The organism is Bacteroides sp. AM10-21B, from assembly GCF_003472565.1.
Taxonomy (GTDB): domain Bacteria; phylum Bacteroidota; class Bacteroidia; order Bacteroidales; family Bacteroidaceae; genus Bacteroides; species Bacteroides propionicigenes.
Map to the genome: position 1 here is coordinate 158,214 of NZ_QRME01000005.1, position 15,021 is coordinate 173,234.

A 15,021-nucleotide genomic window follows, 5' to 3' on the forward strand; every position below is an offset into this window, starting at 1 on the left:
TAAGTAATGTACAAAAATACGAATATATATCAAAAAGAAAAGATATGTATCCGGCAAAGTTCAGAATTTCAGAAAAGTTTCTCCCCTTTTTCTTAAGAAATAAACTAAATTCTCTTTTTACATACTGTTTTTTTCATATCTTCGTTTATCCAAATGGTCTGTCAGTTAGAATGGGCAAGAGTCGCAATACTTTCATCCTTCAGTTTGTTTATATTTATACAAACCGAATAATTAATAAAAGAAGAATGCTTAGAGGTATCAGCTTTTGTATAGGTGTATTGTTAACACTTTCTTTGTTTGCCCAAAACAAAGAAAATGATTCAATTATATCCGACAGCATATCACGCAGGAATGACAGTCGATTCAAGAAAGTGATTAAACGTTTCCTCAATTTCAGCGATTTTGATACCACTTATATCAGTCCAAACCGCTACAACTACGCTTTGATGCTCGACCACTTCACCAACTATGAATATTATTCCGTAGGGAGTGGCACTCCCGAACCTCAACGCCTCCGGTTCTCACCCAAACCTCATAATAAAATAGGAGTCTATTTTGGCTGGCGCTGGATTTTCTTGGGGTGGGCTGTCGATGCGGACGGCCTTTACGGAAAGAAAAGCGGGAAAAAAGAGGAACTGAATTCGACCTCAGCCTTTACAGTTCCAAGTTAGGAGTGGATATTTTATATAAACGTACAGGTAACTCTTACAAGATACATAACGTAACAGGATTCTCCGACCATATACCTGCCAATTATTCTGAAGACTTCAACGGACTGAAAGTAAAGATGAAAGGACTGAATTTATACTATATATTCAACAACCGGCGCTTTTCTTATCCTGCCGCTTTCAGCCAATCCACCAACCAGCGGCGTAACGCCGGCTCTTTCATTGCCGGATTCTCCGTATCAACTCATAATCTGGATTTTGACTATACCAAGCTGCCCGACGTTATTCAGAAGACAATGAACCCGGGTATGAAAGTGAACCATATAAAATACACCAATATCAGCCTCAACGCCGGCTATGCCTATAATTGGGTATTTGCCCGCAACTGCCTTGCCTGCATTTCCCTCAATCCGGCAGTGGCTTACAAAACCTCACGCATTAAAAAAGCGGAAGGAGAAATGGACGACTGGTACAAGAACTTCAATATCGACTTCATCCTGCGTGCAGGAGTGGTATACAACAACAGCAAGTATTTTGTAGGCACTTCATTCGTAGGCAGAACATATGACTATTACCGAAACAACTTCTCTTTGAACAACGGCTTCGGTACATTGCAGGTATATGCAGGGTTCAACTTCTGTCTGAAAAAGGAACACCGCAAGAAAAAGCGGTAACAAACCTGTTATAATCAGAAGGAATAAGTACAAGCCACCCCTACTATATCCTTTCGCCCCTTGCTCTCCCATTGGCGGCAATAAAAGATATCCGCTTCCCAATCGGAAGAGAGCGGAAGAACCACTCCGCCACGATAGCGCATACGTTGTACATCAAACCGTTCTCCACGATTCAATCCGTTATACATTTCAACCGAAGCATACGGCTCTATTTTACATTTGGGAATATCATAGGCCAACTTAACGCGTGAACGCCAGCGGAACTCATCACCATTGCTATCGAAAGTGTGTTGGAAACGTTCGCGAAGCGAAACTTTCAGCCTTTGTACGCGAGTGGAAAGCGTTCCGTCAAAATGATAACGGTGACGGAATTTCCAACCCGCTTCTCCCCGGTTGCGATAATGGACTTCGTAGCCCGCAGCCACTTTCAGAAAAGGGAGCACAGAATATGCCCCGCCTATATCCAACCCCCAACGGTCTGTCTTGTCAAGATTATCTTTTGTACGCCATTCCAATTTTCCGGACAGGGTAAATGCCGGTTTTACCTTATATTTAAAACCGGTACTTGCCCAAGTGGTAAAGTCCCTTTCCTGTGCATACAGAGAAATAGGCACAACAAATAATACCGCTACCAGCAAGCCACAGATTCTCCATACACCAAAATTCTTCTTTACCATAATTATTTCAAAATAAGTAAATACACATAATTAGCTTATGCTATCTGTCATTCAGAGCGTAGCGAAGAATCTCTTCTCTGTGTATACATCAAGAGAGTAGATTCTTCGCTACGCTCTGAATGACAGATGCTCTTGATATAAACATTTAACATCGGTTTCACACCTGCAAAGCTAAAGATTAATTCTGTAATAATTCTGTAATTTCTTTCAAGTGTTTCTCTATCTTCTCAAAAAAGGAAGCCAGATGCGAACCGTCCACAAAAGCATGATTCACATAAATGGAAAGCGGAAACACCAGACGCTCTCCGCGAGACACTACTTTACCGACGGTCATCAGGGGATGGCTACAACCGTTACCGGCTTCGGCAACGGTATAAGTGGTCGATGTGAAGTACATTTTGGGCACTGCACTCAGATGCACCACATCGTAATCTCCTTGCTGCATCAATGTCTTTTCCGCACCGTAAGGGTCGCCGTCTTCGGGAATATTCGTAATCAGAGCATACGCTTCGGTATAAAAGCGTTTGAAGTCTTCATGGTAAGGAATACGAACTGTATAGAAAGTCTTTCCCGGAACTGCAATCGGGGAAATAATGTCTACCCGGTCGTGAAATACAACCTGCCCGTCCTTATCTATGCGGTAACGGAGTTCGTTCACCTCATTAGCCGAACGAAGAACCGCATACAAGTAATAAAGGAAAAAAGAGTGTTTTGATTGCTTTGCCGCAACACTGGCCTCCGTACAATCTATTTCGGTAGTCACCGAATACCATGAGTTTAAAAATGTACGGAAAAAACCGTAATTGTCACGACGTTCCCAAGTGTCAATGTCGATAATGTGTTTCATAAATAAAAAATGGATTACGAAAAAAGGATACTTATACAGCATCCTTTCTTCTATTCAGTTATTATTTTTCTTTTTTATAATTTTCCAATCCTGTCTGCAGGAACTCGATGTACTTTGGAATACTTTCATCATAAGAATATGACTTGTTCAGCGGCTCACCTTCATTGTTTATCAACACATAGAAAGGCTGGGCATTGGCGCCGAACTTCACCCGCTGCAAGTAGCTCCACTTATCGCCCACCGTACGCAAGGTACGTTCCGTTCCGTTCTCCACAATCTTCACCGGTGAGGGAAGCGGAGTCTTATTGTCTACATAGAGCGTAATGAGCACATAGTCGTTATTGATAATATCGCTTACTTTCGGGTCTGTCCATACGGCAAGTTCCATCTTACGGCAATTCACACAACCATAGCCGGTAAAGTCCAACATCACAGGCTTGCCCTGTTGGCGGGCATACTCCATACCGAGGTCGTAATCATCGAACTTGGCATGCACCTCATTATTATAAAGATTGAAGTCTTGCGTCTGCATAGGCGGTGCAAAAGCGCTGACAGCCTTCAACGGAGCCCCCCATAACCCGGGAAGCATATATACGGCAAACGCCAGCGAAGCCAGTGCCATAAAGAAACGAGGCACACTGACTTTTACATCGTCATCATCGTGCGGGAACTTGATTTTGCCCAACAGATAGAAACCAAGCAGGGCAAACAGTACAATCCACAATGCAAGGAAAGTTTCACGGTCGAGTATGCGCCAACCGTAAGCCAAATCGGCCACGGAAAGGAATTTCAGCGCAAACGCTAATTCAAGAAACCCGAGTGTCACCTTGATTACATTCATCCAGCCGCCTGATTTGGGCATTGACTTCAGCCAAGACGGGAACAGTGCAAACAGAGTGAACGGCAATGCTAAAGCAATAGCAAAACCCAGCATCCCGATAGCCGGAGCTATCATGTTGCCGGTAGTGGAAACCTGCACCAGCAAGAAACCGATAATAGGACCAGTACACGAAAATGACACCAACGACAGCGTAAACGCCATCAAGAATATACTGAGCAAGCCGCCTGTCTTTTCCGCTTTAGAGTCTACCGCATTGCTCCACTTGGAAGGAAGCGTAATTTCAAAAGCTCCGAAAAAAGACGCCGCAAAAACTACCAGCATCAAGAAGAAGAAGATGTTGAAAACAGCATTCGTTGACAACGAATTCAAGGCATTAGCACCGAAAAGCCCTGTTACCAGCAGCCCCAAACCAACATATATCACTACGATAGATGCACCGTACGTCCAAGCGTCACGAATACCTTTCTTCTTGTCTTTGCTACGTTTCAGGAAGAAGCTGACAGTCATTGGAATAATAGGCCACACGCAAGGTGTAAACAATGCCAGCAACCCGCCGACAAATCCGGTGATAAAGATGTAAATCCAAGACATATCTTCCTGCGAGGTGGTTTCGCCCAATGCTTGCAATTCATTGATAACCGGTTTCCAAAGGTCGATAGTTCCGTTATCGGCGACTTTGATTCCGGTAGTTCCTTCCGCCCCACCTATAATAGTCGCCTCTCCGGTTTCGGCCGTTTCGGAAGAAACTTCCGGTTTCACCGGTTGGGCATCGGCTGCCGGTTCTTTAGAAACCACGCCTTCCGCATTGCCCGAAAACTTAAACGGCACTTGTGTAGGAGGCAAACAGTTTTCGTCATTACATGCGCCATATTCCAAATAGCCTTCCACCTTATATGCACCACCGGTCAGCTTCAGCTTCTGTACAAACTGAACGGAATTTGCAAAATAGCGCACCTTCATCTCGAATAGCTTGTCGAATGCGGCAATTTCTTTTCCTATCGGCTTGAGTTTCCCGATAAGTTCCGCACCTGAGATTTCTTCGACATTAAATGTTGCCGAAATAGGACCGCCGTCACCCAAATCGGTTGAGTACACATGCCAGCCCTTATCAATAGTTCCTGTAAATACGACCTCTGCCTCACCTGCCTGCAAAGTCTTTAACTCCGACTTAAACTTGACAGGTTCCTGTATCTGCGCCTGCACCACCACGGCGAAAAGCAACAGAAGAATGGAGAATATGCTTTTCTTCATTTTATTCTTTCGTTTTTTTTAATTTATACTTCATAATCCACGCAGGCACGGCTTTCTTTAACCTCTGCAATGAGCTTGCCGGCAGCTACATGGTCGGGATGCGTAGCGTAGAACTTCACATCGTCCAACGTATCGAATTCGCTGTAAAGAGCAATGCTCCAAGTCTCGGCAGGATTGATGTTCAATCCGACTTCAATCTTACGGATAACGGATATCTTAGCGGGAAGCGCTTCAATAGCCTTCTTAAAATTATTCATTGCAGCTAACTTTTCGTCAGCGGGAGCTTCGTCTTTCAGCTTAAATAATACAATATGCTTTACCATAACTTTGTTATTTAAATGATTTATACCTATATTTGTCAACCGAAACGGTTGCTTTTAAAACCGCAAAAATACTCGTTTTGTTTCAAATATATACTTAAACGGATGTTAATAATAGGAATTGCAGGCGGAACCGGGTCGGGAAAGACCACCGTAGTACGTAAAATAGTCGAAAGCCTGTCGGCAGGTGAAGTGGTATTGTTACCCCAAGACTCTTACTACAAAGACAGCAGTCACGTCCCCGTAGAAGAACGGCAGAATATTAATTTCGACCACCCGGATGCTTTCGACTGGGGACTTTTGTCCAAACACGTATCCATGCTTCGTGAAGGCAAAAGCATCGAGCAGCCCACATATTCCTATCTGACCTGTACCCGCCAGCCCGAAACCATCCACATCGAACCGCGGGGAGTCATCATCATCGAAGGTATACTTGCCTTATGTGACAAAAAGCTGCGCAGCATGATGGATCTTAAAATCTTTGTCGATGCAGATCCTGACGAACGTCTCATCCGCGTAATCCAGCGTGATGTCATAGAGCGAGGACGTACTGCCGAAGCAGTAATGGAACGTTATACCCGTATCCTGAAACCGATGCATCTGCAGTTTATAGAACCCTGCAAGCGATATGCCGACCTTATCATACCGGAAGGCGGAAGCAATCAGGTAGCGATTGATATCCTCACGATGTATATCAAAAAACACTTGTAACCAACTTAATTCTGCATATATGGCCGAGAGTGCTCCCCTTGCCAAACGCAAATTGTCAGTTTTCCACTGTCAATTGCTGATAGCAATCGTGTTGCTTTGCAGCGTCATGGGATGCCGCGGCAATCATAGTGCGGCAAGCGAAAAGGAAGAAACCGGTGATTTGCAACAGATAAAGGATAGCGGAGAACTGGTAGTGCTGACCTTATACAGTTCTACGTCCTACTTCATCTATCGTGGACAAGACATGGGTTTTCAGTATGAACTGAGTGAACAGTTTGCCAAGAGCCTCGGCGTGAAGCTGAAGATTAAAGTTGCCGGAAGCGTACACGACCTGATTGAAAAACTCCTTGCGGGCGAGGGCGACCTCATAGCCTACAACCTGCCCATAACCAAGGAATGGAAAGACAGCCTGATATATTGCGGAGAAGAAGTGATTACACATCAGGTCATAGTGCAACGCGCAGGCGGACGTACAAAACCGCTGAAGGACGTAACGGAACTTATCGGAAAGGATGTGTATGTGAAACCCGGAAAATACTATGAGCGTCTTGTCAATCTGGACAAGGAATTGGGTGGCGGCATCCATATCCACAAAGTAAGCAATGACAGCATCACGATAGAAGACCTGATTATGCAAGTATCGCAGGGTAAGATACCTTACACCGTGGCGGACAATGATGTAGCCCGGCTCAACACTACCTATTACCCCAACCTGAACATCGGGCTTTCCATCAGCTTTGACCAACGGGCCTCGTGGGCTGTACGCAAGGATTGTCCGCAACTGGCGGAAGCCGCCAACAAATGGCATGAAGAGAATATGACCTCTCCGGCGTATACAGCCAGTATGAAACGATATTTTGAAATCAGCAAAGCCATTCCCCACTCTCCTATCCTGTCTCTGCGGGAAGGGAAAATATCGCATTTCGACCCTCTTTTCAAGAAGTATGCACCGGACATTAATTGGGATTGGCGTTTATTGGCATCCTTGGCCTATACGGAATCCAACTTCGACACTACCGCCGTTTCTTGGGCAGGTGCAAGGGGATTGATGCAACTGATGCCCGCCACGGCACGTGCCATGGGAATGCCTCCGGGCAAAGAGCACAACCCGGAAGAAAGTATAAAAGCCGCCACAAAGTATATTGCCGCTACCGCCAAAAGTTTCTCGGCCATTCCTCAAGAGGAACGGATTAATTTTGTATTGGCATCCTACAATTCCGGTATCGGACATGTGCTCGATGCCATGGCTTTAGCCGAGAAATACGGAAAGGACAAATACATATGGCGGGACAATGTGGAGAATTTCATCCTCTTGAAAAGCAATGAAGAATACTTCACCGACCCGGTTTGCAAGTACGGTTACTTCCGCGGAATAGAAACTTATAACTTCGTAAGGGACATCACCGCACGATTCGAACAGTACAAGAAGAAGATTAAAAGCTGATACACCTCAGGGCTTTTCTCAAAACAATTTCAACCGGTTTGCCTTTGCCTCTTCGAGGGAAACTGTCTTAATCTGTTTCTCCTGATTCTTCTCGCGCAATTGTTGATACTCGTTGGAGAGGCTTTCCATCAACTCGGCTTTTTGATTGGGATTCATCAAGCGGGCTGCTATCGTTGCGTTCTGCGAAGCGTCTTTTAAGTGAATAACCGGGGCATGGTAAACCGGAGCTATCTTCAACGCCGTATGCAAAGGAGAAGTAGTAGCGCCGCCAATCAACAACGGTATATCCACTCCCGCTTTTTCCAATTCAATGGCAACGTGCACCATTTCGTCCAACGAAGGGGTAATGAGGCCGCTCAGCCCAATCATATTCACCTCTTCTTCTATGGCACGCTGTACAATCGTTTCAGCGGGAACCATCACTCCCAAATCAATTATCTCATATCCGTTGCAAGCCATTACGACGGAAACTATATTTTTGCCAATATCGTGTACGTCGCCTTTCACCGTGGCAAGTAATACCTTGCCGGCAGAGGTTGCACCTTCCTGCTTCTCCGATTCGATAACCGGCTGAAGGATAGCTACCGCTTTCTTCATGGTACGCGCCGTCTTGACAACTTGCGGAAGGAACATTTTACCTGCACCGAACAAATCGCCCACATAATTCATCCCTGCCATCAGAGGACCCTCAATTATATCTACGGCCTTCGGATAGTTCTTCAGGGCTTCTGCAAGGTCTTCTTCCAGATAATCTCCGACGCCCTTTGTCAAAGCATACTTTAAACGCTCCTCTACGGTACTCTCACGCCAGAAAAGTTGAGAGTTGGGAGCTGAAAGCCGTGAAGTACCGTTTAGAGAAGAACTCTTGGCAGCTTCCGCCTCGGCTTTCAAGCGTTCGGCAGTCTCAATCAAACGCTCGGCGGCATCTGCGCGGCGATTGAGGACAACATCCTCGATACGCTCCAGTATATCAGCGGGTATATCGGTATAGAGCACGGAAGTGGCAGGATTCACGATGCCCATGTCCATCCCTTCACGAATGGCATGATAAAGGAACACCGCATGCATTGCTTCACGGATATAATTGTTGCCGCGAAACGAGAAAGAAAGATTACTAACCCCGCCGCTGACATGAGCGCCGGGCAGGTTCTTCCGTATCCAAGCGGCAGCACGAATAAAATCGACAGCATAATTATTATGCTCGTCCATCCCCGTAGCTACTGCAAGCACGTTCGGGTCGAAAATAATATCGTGCGGATTGAAGCCGGCTTTATCTACCAACAGACGGTAAGCACGTTCGCATACTTCGATTCTGCGCTCGTATGTATCAGCTTGTCCCCGTTCATCAAAAGCCATTACTACCGTAGCTGCACCATATTGCTTTACAATACGGGCGTGCTCAAGAAATATCTCTTCACCTTCTTTCAAAGATATGGAGTTGACGACAGACTTGCCTTGCACGCATTTTAATCCCGCAACTATCACGTCCCATTTGGAGGAGTCTATCATTACGGGAACACGTGCTATTTCCGGCTCGGAAGCTATCAGATTGAGGAAAGTCGTCATTTCCCTTTCCGCATCCAGTAATCCGTCGTCCATATTTATATCGATAATCTGCGCTCCGTCTTCTACCTGTTGACGAGCGATACTCAGCGCTTCATCATATTTCTTCTCGTTGATTAGACGCAGAAACTTGCGCGAACCGGCAACATTGCAACGCTCGCCTACATTGACGAAGTTATTTTCCGGCTTTACTTCCAACAGTTCCAGACCGGAAAGCCAAAGGTTAGCGGGTGCAGGAACCGGAATACGCGGCACAGCATCGGTTATCAATGATGAATATGCAGCGATATACTCGTCCGTCGTACCGCAACACCCGCCGATTATATTTACCAGCCCTTCACGAATGTACTCTTGCATCTCAACAGCCATCTCAGCCGGTGTTTGGTCGTATGCGCCAAGACTGTTGGGCAAGCCTGCATTGGGATATGCGCTTATGTAATAGGGGGCACGAGCGGACAATTGTTCGAGAAAAGGTTTCAGCTGTCGGGCTCCGAAAGAACAGTTGAGCCCGACGGAGAAAATATCGGCATGCTGCACAGAAGCCAGAAATGCGTCCAACGTTTGTCCGGACAAAGTGCGCCCGCCTACATCGGAAACCGTTACGGAAAGCATCAACGGTACGCGAACACCGGTAGCCTTCATTGCCTGCTCGGCAGCGTATATAGCCGCTTTCGCATTCAATGTATCAAATATAGTCTCAATCAACAACGCATCGACTCCTGCTTCGAGCATCGCTTCCATCTGTTCGCGATAAGAAGCGGCCAGTCCGTCGTAAGTCAATGCGCGAAAAGCCGGATTATTCACATCCGGACTCATGGAACAAGTCTTATTGGTAGGCCCTACGGAACCTGCCACGAATCGTGGCTTATCAGGAGTTAAAGCCGTAAATTCATCGGCAACTTCACGTGCCAGCCTCACAGCCGCAAGATTTATCTCACGCACATATTCCTGCACGTGATAGTCTGCCATACTGACGCTTGTAGAACTAAAGGTATTGGTTTCGATAATGTCTGCACCTGCCGCAAGATATTTGCGGTGAATGTCTTGTATTACATCCGGACGTGTCAAACAAAGTATGTCATTATTGCCTTTCAGCTGTCCGGGAATCTGCGCAAAACGTTCTCCGCGGAAATCTTCCTCCGTTAAGTTGTATTGTTGTATCATGGTGCCCATAGCACCGTCCAGAATAAGGATGCGCTCACGCACCTGATTTTCAATAGAAACCATAATTATCTTTTGAACATACGCGCCATATCGCGCTTATCATCTTTTTCTTTCAAAGCCTCACGTTTGTCATATTGCTTCTTACCCTTTGCAAGAGCAACAACAACCTTTGCCAGTCCTTTTTCATTGATAAACAAACGGACGGGTATCATGGTAAAACCGGGATCTTTCGAGCCTCGCTGCAGTTTATCCAGCTCTTTTTTTGTCAACAGAAGTTTACGCTCCCTGCGTGCGTTATGGTTATTGTACGAACCATAAAAATATTCGGCGATATGCATATTCTTTACCCACAGTTCGCCGTTGGCAAAGTAACAGAATGTATCTACCAGACTGGCTTTTCCCAAACGGATAGACTTAATCTCCGTACCGGTGAGCACAATGCCCGCAGTATAGGTATCTACCAATTCGTAATCGAATGTAGCACGCTTATTCTTAATATTTACAGGAGCTTGTTTCATAAAATCAATCAGTTCAGCACTACCGTCAGCTTATTGAATATGAATTCTATCACTGCCGGACAAGCTATTAACAAAATAGAAGAAAGAATGGTGAACCTCAAACGGTCTTTTTCCGCTACTTTCATCACAATAGCGCTTCCTTCCCACACTACATACACAATATAAAATTGAAGCAACAAGGCTATTATGCTGAAATCGGGCAATATGCCTATAATGATTTTCAACAAGAAAGGGACTACCAACGCATAACCTGCAAACTGTTGCGTCAAAGGAATATCATTGTCCATAAAAAACATACGGACACGCAACCCATTGATGAGATAGGCTGCCAAAAAATATCCCCCGAACAGGGATACCGCCACCGCACAGCATTGTGTCATGGCATACTGAAAACTTTGCGGACCGCCCCAGCCTTTCGCCATCAAAGAACCGATAAAGACTGACAATCCGCATAAACCAATCATAGGATAGACAAAAGCTGTAAACACCTTTCGCCTATCCTCTTCCAAACGAATTTCCTCCCAGGCACGTGCCGGAGAGGAAATCAGTTGCATTGCTATATGAAATAGTTCCTTGTAATTCAATTATTTATCATCTGTTTTAAATGAGTAACTTACCTCATAGGACTGAAGCTCGTCTTTAGCGTTCTCCAAACTATTTGAATCAGCTTTCTGACCTTCATTTGCCCAAATCTTTATTTTCGTAGGAGCGCTTTTGCCTGTTTTTGCCTTAAATACAGAAAGAGCCTCCTCTATGCCAAATGCTTTATAAATATTACCATCAGCTTTTACTTCAGTGTCAGTTGTCTCATAACGCAAATACAGTTCTAAAGTCGTATCATCAGCCGGCTCCTGTGATTCGTCATAAACCAAAGTAAAGAGATGCTTGGTTAAATCCGCTGAATTATATAAGAAAACAACCGGTATCAGGATAGTCTCCTTATCATAGTAGCTGATACCATTATTAGAGTTTGAATAATCGCTGGCGAATCCGATTTTTTTAATTGTCGCATTTTCAAAGTCATCAGCCCCTGTACTATTAAGCACATAACTTGCGGTAGCTGTACTCAGATTTTGAATGCCTGCAACAGTTACTTTTATTTCTTTAGTCTGTTCTGTCACAGGTTGTTCTTCTGAATTATAACTCCATGCAATCTGTACAATATCACCTGAATTTAATTTTAAATCAGTATCTGTAATCAATTTGCTGGCATTCACAGCAGTGTATTTAATATCACTATCCGCAAATTTGAATGAGCAATAAATAGGGTCTACCACTTCCATTACAAAAGTACCGCCCACAGTAGGATCACTATCTCCCATACATGAAGTTAAAGAAACACCCATCATCAGGGTAAAAGCAACCATCAAGAATTTTAATTGTTTCATAAACATATTTTTTTAGAGTTTGCAAAGATATAAATTTCAATTCACATAATGTAAATGCAGAAACTTAAAAAATACTGCAAACACTACTTTATTATTTTTGCAAATAAATCCAGATGTTCGTCTACATAGCTGGCAACCAACGCTGTATATTCTTCCTCTTTTTCCAAAAATTCATCTTCCAACGCATCAAAAGCTTCATATTGCTCGTACATAGCCATAAACTCATCATCCGTACGCTCACGTTCCAAGTCTTCACGGTGAGCATCATATATCTTCTTGGCAGCATACACCAGCTTGCTTAAATCGCCCACTCCCCACAAGCGCATAACCTTGGCAAACGGGTTAGCAAAGATATAGCCCCCATACCCGTTCTGTATCAATTGGCAAAATCCACCCTCCATCAGTTCGTCGCGGAATATCTGATATGCCAGTAACGAATGTTGTTCGCCGGTGAGCAAAGGCATCGTTTCAGCAGTCAGCTCGCCACCTGTTTTTTCCTTGTACGTATCTGTAAATACTTGAATGAAAGCATCCATTCCTTCACCTGCAGCTTGTTGCAGAACTTTATCCGCTATTTCTACCATAATCTTAATTTTCTGTTTTTAAGTATATAGCGGCAAAGATACCAAAATTATTCAAGGAAATGCAATAGTACACCTTTAAGCTGTCAAAGGTCAGCTTTACGTTGCCAAAGGTCAACTCTGCAACGCTAAACCTCTACTCTGCAAACAAAGCATTGTGACACCCTGTCACCATACTTACATAACTTTCCCTCGCGCGCGCAGGAGATTTTTTTTAGAATGTATGAAACGTGCATTTCCTGCACGCGCGTATGAGGAAAAAGTTATGCAAGTATGGTGACAGGGTGTCAAGCTGCCAATCGTATTGCAATCTCTACATTGCAATACGCTAAGTCTCTATCCGTTATTACCTATTTTTAGAAAAAAAGTCAAATTGAACGGTTGGCAGAAAGCAAGAAAACGACTACCTTTGTGACCGTTTAATAAAACATAGAACTACGTTTTTTTTAATTATAACTTAAAAAAGAGCTAATTATGACTTATTCACACGAAGTGGAACACATGTGTGTTGTAAAGAAAGGTCCTAACCACGGACCGGCTCCCATACCCGAAGAAGGCAAATGGGTAAAATCAAAAGAAATCGTTGATATTTCAGGTTTGACACATGGTGTAGGTTGGTGTGCTCCTCAGCAAGGTGCTTGTAAACTGACTTTGAACGTAAAAGAAGGTATCATTCAGGAAGCATTGGTCGAAACAATCGGCTGCTCCGGTATGACTCACTCAGCCGCTATGGCAGCTGAAATCCTTCCGGGCAAGACAGTACTCGAAGCATTGAATACCGACCTCGTTTGCGACGCTATCAATACAGCAATGCGCGAACTCTTCCTGCAAATCGTTTACGGACGCACTCAGTCGGCTTTCTCAGAAGGCGGTTTGATTATCGGTGCCGGTTTGGAAGACTTGGGCAAGGGTCTGCGCAGCCAGGTAGGTACTCTGTACGGTACTTTGGCAAAGGGTCCTCGTTACCTGGAAATGGCAGAAGGTTATATCAAGACTATCGCTCTTGATAAGAACGATGAAATCTGCGGATACGAATTCGTTCACATGGGTAAATTCATGGATGAAATCAAGAAAGGTACTGATGCCAACGAAGCATTGAAGAAAGTAACCGGTACTTACGGACGCTTCACTGCAGAACAGGGAGCTGTTAAACACATTGATCCACGTCACGAATAATATAAGGAGGAAAGAAACTATGATTAGAGAAGTAAAATTTGAAAGTCAAGACCGTCGTATCAAAGGTATCATCGAAGCCTTGAACGCTAACGGCATCAAAGACATCGAGGAAGCTAACGCTATCTGCGAAGCTGCCGGACTCGATCCTTATAAGACGTGTGAAGAAACTCAGCCCATCTGTTTCGAAAATGCAAAATGGGCTTATGTGGTAGGTTGCGCCATCGCTATCAAAAAAGGTTGCAAGAACGCTGCTGATGCTGCTGAAGCTATCGGTATCGGATTGCAGGCATTCTGTATTCCGGGTTCTGTAGCCGACGACCGTAAGGTTGGTATCGGTCACGGTAATCTGGCTGCCATGTTGCTTCGCGAAGAGACTAAGTGCTTTGCTTTCTTGGCAGGTCACGAATCTTTCGCAGCTGCAGAAGGTGCAATCAAAATTGCCGCCAAAGCTGACAAAGTACGTAAAGAGCCTTTGCGTTGTATCCTGAACGGTTTGGGTAAAGATGCAGCACAAATCATCTCTCGTATTAACGGCTTTACTTATGTTCAGACTCAATTTGACTACTATACAGGTGAACTGAAAGTAGTTCGTGAAATCGCATACAGCGACGGTCCTCGTGCCAAAGTAAAATGCTATGGCGCTGACGACGTTCGCGAAGGTGTAGCCATCATGTGGAAAGAAGGCGTAGATGTATCTATCACAGGCAACTCTACTAACCCGACTCGTTTCCAACACCCCGTTGCAGGTACTTACAAGAAAGAACGTGTTCTTGCCGGTAAACCTTACTTTTCAGTAGCATCAGGTGGCGGTACAGGCCGTACACTTCACCCGGACAACATGGCTGCCGGTCCTGCTTCTTACGGCATGACGGACACGATGGGCCGTATGCACTCAGACGCTCAGTTCGCTGGTTCTTCATCAGTTCCCGCTCACGTGGAAATGATGGGCTTCCTCGGTATAGGTAACAACCCGATGGTAGGATGTACAGTAGCTTGCGCGGTTGACGTGGCTCAGGCTTTGAGTAAGTAATATAATACATTGCTAATATATAAATCCCTGTAACTGTAATGGTTATGGGGATTTATATTTTAGTTATAGTGCAATACTTATCCCCTATCTAATACTCATTTCCTCTTGCTATTCTTTTTATAATTGATTGTAGTTGGGACAAGAACAAGCAACAAATACTATTATCGG

Annotated in this window: 13 protein-coding genes and 1 pseudogene; 5 read left to right on the forward strand and 9 right to left on the reverse strand. The window is 44.6% G+C overall.

Annotation, left to right across the window (positions count from 1 at the left end):
* The first annotated feature begins 245 nt into the window (after positions 1-245).
* Positions 246-1,342, forward strand: a pseudogene (locus tag DW121_RS08100) (DUF4421 domain-containing protein).
* Positions 1,343-1,356: 14 nt separating this feature from the next.
* Here DW121_RS08100 and DW121_RS08105 read toward each other — a convergent pair.
* From DW121_RS08105 to DW121_RS08120, 4 genes are all read right to left on the reverse strand, one after another.
* Positions 1,357-2,019, reverse strand: coding sequence for a DUF2490 domain-containing protein (locus DW121_RS08105; protein ID WP_117711383.1), 663 nt, complete (start codon positions 2,017-2,019; stop codon positions 1,357-1,359).
* Positions 2,020-2,197: 178 nt separating this feature from the next.
* On the reverse strand, positions 2,198-2,866 hold the full coding sequence (locus tag DW121_RS08110; protein WP_118323488.1) for a chloramphenicol acetyltransferase: 669 nt from the start codon (positions 2,864-2,866) through the stop codon (positions 2,198-2,200).
* Between the two features lie 61 nt (positions 2,867-2,927).
* Entirely contained in the window at positions 2,928-4,958 is a 2,031-nt protein-coding gene (locus tag DW121_RS08115; RefSeq protein WP_118323489.1) for a protein-disulfide reductase DsbD family protein, read from the reverse strand.
* 23 nt (positions 4,959-4,981) lie between these two features.
* Positions 4,982-5,281: a Dabb family protein gene (locus DW121_RS08120; RefSeq protein WP_117711474.1), complete on the reverse strand. Its 300-nt coding sequence runs from the start codon at positions 5,279-5,281 to the stop codon at positions 4,982-4,984.
* 102 nt (positions 5,282-5,383) lie between these two features.
* On the opposite strand from DW121_RS08120, the gene udk reads away from it, so the two are divergent.
* Both udk and DW121_RS08130 read left to right on the forward strand, forming a co-directional pair.
* Positions 5,384-5,989, forward strand: a complete 606-nt coding sequence (gene udk, locus DW121_RS08125) for a uridine kinase (protein WP_117711473.1) — start codon at positions 5,384-5,386, stop codon at positions 5,987-5,989.
* A 106-nt stretch (positions 5,990-6,095) separates the two neighbouring features.
* Positions 6,096-7,433 carry a transglycosylase SLT domain-containing protein gene (locus DW121_RS08130; RefSeq protein ID WP_117711472.1) on the forward strand — a complete coding sequence of 446 codons (1,338 nt, stop codon included), beginning with the start codon at positions 6,096-6,098 and terminating at the stop codon, positions 7,431-7,433.
* An 18-nt stretch (positions 7,434-7,451) separates the two neighbouring features.
* On the opposite strand, the gene metH is transcribed toward DW121_RS08130, so the two are convergent.
* The 5 genes from metH to DW121_RS08155 form a co-directional block, all read right to left on the reverse strand.
* Positions 7,452-10,223 carry a methionine synthase gene (gene metH, locus DW121_RS08135; protein WP_118323490.1) on the reverse strand — a complete coding sequence of 924 codons (2,772 nt, stop codon included), beginning with the start codon at positions 10,221-10,223 and terminating at the stop codon, positions 7,452-7,454.
* Between the two features lie 2 nt (positions 10,224-10,225).
* Positions 10,226-10,678 (reverse strand): SsrA-binding protein, encoded by a 453-nt coding sequence (gene smpB / locus DW121_RS08140; RefSeq protein ID WP_004290321.1) that lies wholly within the window; start codon positions 10,676-10,678, stop codon positions 10,226-10,228.
* An 8-nt stretch (positions 10,679-10,686) separates the two neighbouring features.
* Positions 10,687-11,232 carry a Yip1 family protein gene (locus DW121_RS08145; RefSeq protein ID WP_187120017.1) on the reverse strand — a complete coding sequence of 182 codons (546 nt, stop codon included), beginning with the start codon at positions 11,230-11,232 and terminating at the stop codon, positions 10,687-10,689.
* 30 nt (positions 11,233-11,262) lie between these two features.
* Positions 11,263-12,066, reverse strand: coding sequence for a hypothetical protein (locus DW121_RS08150; protein ID WP_147399669.1), 804 nt, complete (start codon positions 12,064-12,066; stop codon positions 11,263-11,265).
* 83 nt (positions 12,067-12,149) lie between these two features.
* Positions 12,150-12,650, reverse strand: a complete 501-nt coding sequence (locus DW121_RS08155; RefSeq protein WP_117711377.1) for a DMP19 family protein — start codon at positions 12,648-12,650, stop codon at positions 12,150-12,152.
* Between the two features lie 471 nt (positions 12,651-13,121).
* Between DW121_RS08155 and DW121_RS08160 the strand changes: the two genes are divergently transcribed.
* Together DW121_RS08160 and DW121_RS08165 are read left to right on the forward strand one after the other, a co-directional pair.
* Complete coding sequence (locus DW121_RS08160; protein WP_004290317.1) at positions 13,122-13,823, forward strand: iron-sulfur cluster assembly scaffold protein; 702 nt, start codon at positions 13,122-13,124, stop codon at positions 13,821-13,823.
* Positions 13,824-13,842: 19 nt separating this feature from the next.
* Positions 13,843-14,853 (forward strand): GGGtGRT protein, encoded by a 1,011-nt coding sequence (locus tag DW121_RS08165; protein WP_004290316.1) that lies wholly within the window; start codon positions 13,843-13,845, stop codon positions 14,851-14,853.
* Positions 14,854-15,021: the final 168 nt, after the last annotated feature.